Here is a 7,130-nt window from a genome sequence, read left to right as displayed (position 1 = left end):
GCGGTTTCTTGCTCCTGTAGTTCCGTAAGCGCACTATCTACCAAAGCTAAAATTTTGCTATTCATCTGCCATTGCTGCTGGGGGCTCTCCGGATAAGCATCTCCGAGCGCTGTGCGTAGCGCAAAAGCTTTCTCTAATTTCTTTTGTGCGCTGGCTAGTGCAGCTGCATATTCTTGCGTATCTTGTATGCCAAATTCGGCGCGCGCAAATTCTAGCTCTGCTTGGGCATCGCGCACGGCGTCATCTGCGCGTAGTAGCTCGGCACTGGCGCGCCCGGAAAGTTCCGCTAAAGTTTCTGGCTTGGCAGTAGATTTCCTATCTCTGGCCGTTTCCGCCCCCGCTCCCGAATTTTTCTTGCGGCGCAGATAGAGGAAGATACCAATGCCGGCAGCTCCTCCTGCGAGTAAAAATATCGGCATACTGAAGCTGGAAGAACCCGTGGGGCCGTTGTTGTAAAGCTTGTGCACATTTTCCGCAATAAGCAGCACGCCTTCTTGCCATTTTCCAGCGCTGAAAAGATCGAGGACATCGGCGTTAGTGGCGCGATCTATTATTTTCGTGGTGACGCCATTTTCACTTCCTCCGCTCCAGTAGGAAAGTTCCGAAGTGCCCACCGAAATAACTATTAAGCCGTCGTGTGAATCTAAGCGGGAACGCTGGAAAGTTTCTTTCGCCCATTGCTCTCCTTCCCATCGTTTTCCATCGGTACTCTCATAATTTTTTACTAGCACTATCCACAAATCTTTTCCGGGAATTTTTTGCAGTGCCGCCGTCACGGCTTCTTTATCGGAAACTACTCCCGCCGCATCGGTAAAATTACTTTTCAATTCGAGCGGTTCTTCGCTATGCAGTTTTCCGTTCGGATTGAGGGTTCTTAAAGTAGTGGTGCGCAAATTACCTGCGCCTAAATCAGCACCTAAACTATCGGCACTTGCTACCGACAGCGGCACCCCACCTAAAGTGAACGCAAGGAGAAAGAGGGAAAATTTTTGCCGAATATTCATATTGGTACCTGCACAATTATGTGTAAACGCTGTTTTTAATGGATTGTATTTTATTCTTCATTTTAACTCACCTTTATTGCTGGTGGGGCAGAGTAGGAAGGATAAACGGAAGCGGGAAGCGCGGAAGTAGAAATAACTAGCAGCGGGTAGAATAGAGAAGATAAATACGTCAGTTTCCCCGGCCTTCGCTTTCGATATATGATTATAGAAGCTGCGCTGGCGGGCGGAAGGTAAAGTAGTTCTTAGATTGCGCGCCCCGCAGGAAATACTTTAAGAAATGGAGAGAAAAGTGCCCACCGGAAAAGTGAAGTTCTTTGACGAAAAGAAGGGCTTTGGTTTTATTACTGGCGAAGACGGCCAAGAAGTTTATTTGCCGAAAAGTGCGGTACCGCTAGGAGCGCGTTTGCGCCCCGGTACGCTTGTGGAGTACGGCTTGGGAGATACCCGGCGCGGGCAGGCAGCTCTGCAGGTATCAGTAATTAAAAAAGAAGAATCGCTGGCGGAGAAGAATCGGCGCAGTCCAGAGGAAATTCTGCCGCTAATCGAAGATTTAATTAAGATATTGGATAGATCTACTGATCAGTTACGGCGCGGTCGTTACCCGGAAGGGGGCGCGCGCATAGCTGCTGGGCTGCGGGCACTCGCAGAGGATTTTGATGTCTGAACGAAGAATTGCACCTAAGGCGAAACTAGCGAAAGAAAAACTGCTTGCAGAAGCAGTTGATTTGGCGCGGGAAGCTCTCCTGAGTGTGACTGCCGAGGAAAATATCGGAGCGCATGCGGGAGTACTACAAGAAGATGTGCGGGTAGTTTCGCATGCTTTTATTTGCCTTTTACCTGGTTACTCTGGGTGGTTTTGGACAGTCACTTTAGTGCGGGCTGCTCATAAAAAAGAAGTGACGGTAAATGAAGTGGCTTTGCTGCCCGGGGAAGAGGCTCTTTTAGCTCCAGATTGGACTCCGTGGGCCGATCGGCTGCGCCCGGAAGATGTAGATCCCGAAGATCGCCTTCCCTATAATCCAGATGATTCTAATTTAGAGCCTGTCGAATCTGACCTAGTTGAGCTGCAGGAAGGCTACGGTGAAACGGGTGTAGATATGGATGCAGCCGCACAATGGGAGTTAGGCCTAGGGCGGGAGCGCGTACTTTCGGTAACGGGTCGCGCTGCAGCTTTTAAGCGTTGGTACAATTCTGATGCGGGTGCTAATACGAAAGCAGTGCGAGATGCGGGAAAATCCTGCTCTACCTGTGGATATTTAATGAAAATGGCCGGCTCGGCGCGGGGAGTATTCGGCGTTTGCGCCAATGAATGGTCGGCTTTTGACGGTCGAGTAGTTTCCCTTGATCATGGCTGTGGTTCCCATTCAGAGACGGATATTAAGAAGCGCACCACGCTTTGGCAGCAGTCAGAGCCAGTACTGAACGAGGCAGATTTAGAAATACTGCGTTATCGCGAATAAGAAGTGAGCAGTAAATGAAACAGCTGCAAGGTAGAGTGCGCGATTATGCGTGGGGTTCTTTTCAAGCGATTCCGGAGTTTTTTGGCTATCCGCCAGCCGACCACCCTTTAGCGGAATTATGGCTAGGTACTCATCCGGCCGCTTCGAGCTACATTACGGAAGACCCGCAGGCCCTAGCTTTAGCGTCGATAAATCCAGAGCCGGATGATTTAGGCGATTCAGGTGATTCAGGCCGGCAAAGTCTGCGTGATTATCTTTCGACTGGTTCCGAGTGGTTGCTCGGGCCAGAGGTGCAGCGGCAATTTGGGCAGGAATTGCCGTATTTATTAAAACTCATTGCTCCGGAGCGCCCGCTTTCTCTGCAAGTGCACCCTTCAGCTGTGCAGGCTGAGCTGGGGTATCGGCGGGAAAATGCGCAGGGAATCTCGCTTAACTCCCCGCGGCGTAATTATCAGGATAAGAATCATAAACCGGAATTAGTTTATGCTCTAGAGCGTTTTGAAGCTCTGGCTGGTTTTCGCTCTCCGCGGCGTATTCGGGAAGTGTTGGAGGGCTTAGATACGGAAATTACGCAAAAAATGCTAAAACTGCTGGTAGAACTACCTGCAGGAACTGGAGTGGGCGCAGTATTTAAGTATTTATTGGATGGGGAAAGCCGCCCGTCTCCAGAGCAAATAGCGGAAGTAGTGGCAGCCTGTGCAGCGCGAAATCCCGCCGAATCGCCCTCCCGGCGCGCAGATGCAATTGTGCAGTTATTGGCAAAATATTATCCGGAAGATCCGGGGGTAGTGGTGTCTTTGTTGCTCAATCCGGTTACTTTGCAACCAGGGGAAGCGCTCTATATTCCTATCGGCATGGTGCACGCTTATTTACGGGGAATGGGCGTGGAGATAATGGCAAATTCCGATAATGTCTTGCGGGCGGGTCTCACGGAGAAGCACGTAGATGTATATGAACTTTTACAAGTGGTGGATATGCTGGCTGCGCCGCCAATTAGAATTGCTCCTGAGCAAATATCTCCCGTGCAGACTACCTACTACGCGCCGGTGCGCGATTTTGAACTATCGGTGATTACGGTGGAAGAAAATCAAGGTGTACAGCGTCTCCGCAATACCGGGCCAAGAATTATTTTTTGTTTGGCGGGAGAGATTACGCTTTGTACGGCGGCGGAACGCCGGGTATTGCAAAAAGGGCAAGCAGTATTTCTGGGGCTGCAAGACGGAGCGATTGATGTTTTTGGTTCCGGAAAAGCCGTCCAGGCGGATGTGCCCTAAAGCGATAGGCCCTAAAGCGATAGGCCTTGCTGTGTAGCTAGAAGCCGTTTTCGGCTGTAAGCACTGCCACTTTTCCCTGCGTTTATCTCATAGTTTGAGAAAATTTATCTTAAAAAGAGTAAATAGACGAGAAAGAGCGCTTTTCTCGCCTACTATTGCAAGGGTGAATACAACTAAGGAAGCTGCTTCTAAGCAGAATACAAAAGCAAAAGATAACTGGTTAGTTTCGTTTTTCCACATTAAAGAGCGTAATTCTACAATCGGGCGGGAGCTACGCGGCGGTTTCGTCACCTTCCTCTCGATGGTATATATTCTCGTCTTAAATCCGATTATTCTTTCTGGCCCGGATTCTACCGGCGGTTTTCTCGGAGGCGGCTCGGAAGCTAATATCCCGGCCATCGCTGCTGCTACTGCCCTAGTAGCTGGTGTAATGACCATTCTGATGGGTGCGGCGGCGAATTTCCCGCTCGCTTTAGCTGCTGGCTTGGGCTTGAACTCCGTAGTAGCTTACACAATTGTGCAACTTCCTGGTATGACCTGGGCAGACGGCATGGGTGTAATCGTGCTAGAAGGTATCGTAATTGTGCTCCTAGTGCTCACCGGTCTGCGGGAAGCAATTTTCCGGGCGATTCCTAAATTCCTGCGCACCGCTATTTCCGTAGGCATTGGCCTTTTCGTAGCGTTGGTAGGTTTCGCTAATGCTGGCATCGTCAAAGGTAATAAAGAAGGCCCGACCTTAATGAATTTTGGCAACGCCGGTTCAATTGATACTTGGCCACTAGTGGTATTTATCCTCGGCGCCTTCATCACTTTGATACTCATGCTGCGCAAGATTCCAGGCGCGATTCTTCTAGGTATTCTCTCTTCCACAATAATTGCTTTCATTGCGGAAGCCGTGGGGGGAATTGGTCCGAAAGGTGAAGAAAATTTAGGTGGCTGGGCTGGTTCGGTGCCGACCATCTCCGATTCGCTGGTACAGCTTCCCCAGTTTTCCACGCTTGGTCAGTTCTCACTGATCGGCCCCTTCCAGAAGCTCGGTGTAATTGCCGTGGTAGTGCTGGCTTTCTCCGTAATGCTGGCCGACTTCTTCGACACCATGGGCACCATGGTGGCAGTGGCTTCTGAAGGTGATTTGCTCGACGCAGACGGCAATCCTCCGCATACGCAGGCAATTCTGCTCATCGATTCCATCGCTGCAATCGCGGGAGGTATGGGTGGCGTCTCCTCCAATACTTCATTCGTAGAATCGACTTCGGGTGTGGCTGACGGTGCGCGTACTGGCTTAGCTTCGGTAGTCACCGGAATTCTTTTCTTACTCTCCACGTTCCTAGCTCCGCTCGTATCGCTAGTACCGAGTGAAGCTGCAGCTACGGCTTTGGTAGCGGTAGGTGTGCTCATGGTGCGTTCCGTAGGCGATATTACTTGGGATGATTTCTCCGCTGCGGTACCGGCATTCTTCACAATCGTGTTTATGCCTTTCGGATACTCGATTACGGTGGGTATTGGTGCGGGCTTCATCAGCTACGTCATCATGAAAGTAGCGGCTGGGCAGGCCCGGAAAGTACATCCACTCATGTGGGTTGTGGCAGTAATGTTTGTGCTCTACTTCGTAATGGGCCCCATTCAGCAAATACTCTTTAGCTGAGCAGCTTAGCTTATTGCATGGCTTAGCTAATCTGCCCGGACTTAATTTAAATCCCTGATATTACGGGTGGGCAGTGGAGAAAATATCCCCGCTGCCCACCCGTTTATCTTTAGAAAGTTTCCCTTTGTATTTAGCTCCAGAAGTTTCAATTCTGGAAGTTCCGCTCCAAAAGTTTTAGCTTCGAGAGCTAAACCACGTTTCTATATATTGAACTGAAACCGTCCACTCTCTGGAATACGCAAAAATATCCTATAGGAGCTATTACGCTCGAAAAGGTCTACACACTTAAATAAAAGTTGGAAAGGTACTTATGACTACCCTTGGTTGGATAATTTTATTATTAGGTATAGGTGTAGGAGGAGGCGTAGCCCTTATAGGTACCTATATCGGCAAACGCCAAATGAAAAATAGTGAACACTATTTTACGGGTGGGCGCAATGTGACGATGTCGCTCATGACGGCCACTTGGATTTCTTACGCCGTCGGCACGGGATTAATCTTCTCCCCGGCGGAATCAGCTTATACTTCTGGACTTTCGGCGATGATTGGTTACGCTTTGGCTCTTACCGTAGCGTATTTAACTTTCATTCCAATTTCGCGGAAAATCCGCTCCCGCATTCCGCAGGGGCACACCATCGCGGAATATGCGAAGGTGCGTTACGGTACGCCGATGCAATTACTGACTACTTTCGTGACGGTCATTTATATGTTCATACTGCTGGTATCGAACCTAATCGGCGCAGCGCTCATATTTAAGTATGTAGGCGGAATTCCCATGCCGATATCCGTGCTGGCCATTGGCCTCCCCACTCTATATTTTGCGGGAATTGGCGGCGTAAAAGCAGCTATAGCTACGAACGGCTTACAATCGCTGCTCATCACTCCGCTTATTTTCTTACCGGCAGCCTATATGCTCTTTGATCTCGGGGGTACTTCCTCTATTTACGAAGGCGTGCGCGCTGCGCGCCCCGAATTCTTAGATATTGCTTGGGATCCTTCGATGCAATTTGCCGTAATGATAATTATGGCCGTCACGGCAGCAGAACTACTCAATCAATCCCTCTGGCAGCGTATCTACACGGCTAAAAATCAAAAGACCATTAACCGTTCACTGGGAGCGGCCGCAGTAATGGTATTCCCCCTCACCATAGTGGCAGCTTTTCTCGGTTTTGCCGCTATCGGCCTCGGTACACAGGTGCCACACACCTCTATCGTTTCCGGGATGGTAATTTTTGAAAATACTCCTACTTGGATCACGGCTCTCTTCAGCATCGTAGTAGTGCTGGCGGCCTCGTCTACCGGCGGAGATGCGCTCGCGGGATTCTCTTCCATCTTCTCTTTCGATGTGGTGCGCGTACTAAAACCCCAGATTTCTCCCCAGCAAGCCGTGTTGGCCGGGCGAATAGGAGTAGTGCTTTTTGGCGTTCTCGGAATGCTGGTAGCCTACCGCGCCCCTTCAATTCTGTTCCTGCTGTTACTGGCGGATTTGCTGGCTTGTGCAGCGGTAGTACCAATAATCGGCGGGCTTTATCTCCGGCGTATTGGCGGCATGGGGGCCTTCATTGCTTGTGCAGTGGGGATAGTTTCCGGAATTCCTATGTTCCTCAGCGGGCAGAATCTGTGGAGTTTCTTGACGGCTCTGGGTACCTCTACCGCAATTACTTTACTGTGGGCGCTTTTCAGTAAAAAAGAATTTGATTTTGCGCGTCTGCGTATCGAGATTGAAAATATCGCTTAGTGTGAGCAG

General features: G+C 50.0%; 6 protein-coding genes. 5 read left to right on the top strand and 1 reads right to left on the bottom strand.

The features are described 5' to 3' along the window. The coding region (locus Q0X35_RS00990; protein WP_297564513.1) for a TPM domain-containing protein at positions 1–1,004 on the bottom strand (1,004 nt) is incomplete at its 3' end. Between the two features lie 289 nt (positions 1,005–1,293). On the opposite strand from Q0X35_RS00990, the gene Q0X35_RS00985 reads away from it, so the two are divergent. From Q0X35_RS00985 to Q0X35_RS00965, 5 genes are all read left to right on the top strand, one after another. Then, entirely contained in the window at positions 1,294–1,668 is a 375-nt protein-coding gene (locus tag Q0X35_RS00985) for a cold-shock protein (RefSeq protein WP_297564515.1), read from the top strand. Further along, positions 1,661–2,464 carry a DUF3027 domain-containing protein gene (locus Q0X35_RS00980; RefSeq protein ID WP_297564511.1) on the top strand — a complete coding sequence of 268 codons (804 nt, stop codon included), beginning with the start codon at positions 1,661–1,663 and terminating at the stop codon, positions 2,462–2,464. Before Q0X35_RS00985 ends, Q0X35_RS00980 begins: the two co-directional genes overlap by 8 nt. Before the next feature lie 14 nt (positions 2,465–2,478). Then, positions 2,479–3,738: a mannose-6-phosphate isomerase, class I gene (gene manA / locus Q0X35_RS00975; RefSeq protein WP_297564509.1), complete on the top strand. Its 1,260-nt coding sequence runs from the start codon at positions 2,479–2,481 to the stop codon at positions 3,736–3,738. Between the two features lie 163 nt (positions 3,739–3,901). After that, positions 3,902–5,383 (top strand): NCS2 family permease, encoded by a 1,482-nt coding sequence (locus Q0X35_RS00970; protein ID WP_297564507.1) that lies wholly within the window; start codon positions 3,902–3,904, stop codon positions 5,381–5,383. A 310-nt stretch (positions 5,384–5,693) separates the two neighbouring features. Beyond that, on the top strand, positions 5,694–7,121 hold the full coding sequence (locus Q0X35_RS00965; protein ID WP_297564505.1) for a sodium:solute symporter family transporter: 1,428 nt from the start codon (positions 5,694–5,696) through the stop codon (positions 7,119–7,121). Positions 7,122–7,130: the final 9 nt, after the last annotated feature.

The sequence above is a fragment of the uncultured Arcanobacterium sp. genome (genome assembly GCF_947253055.1).
GTDB lineage: Bacteria > Actinomycetota > Actinomycetes > Actinomycetales > Actinomycetaceae > Arcanobacterium_A.
This window is presented reverse-complemented; position numbering and strand designations above follow the sequence as displayed.

Excerpts from the sequence above, each read along its gene's own strand:
- Q0X35_RS00980 (WP_297564511.1), top strand. The coding sequence starts at position 1,661 with ATGTCTGAACGAAGAATTGCACCTAAGGCGAAACTAGCGAAAGAAAAA.
- manA (WP_297564509.1), top strand. The coding sequence starts at position 2,479 with ATGAAACAGCTGCAAGGTAGAGTGCGCGATTATGCGTGGGGTTCTTTT.
- Q0X35_RS00965 (WP_297564505.1), top strand. The coding sequence starts at position 5,694 with ATGACTACCCTTGGTTGGATAATTTTATTATTAGGTATAGGTGTAGGA.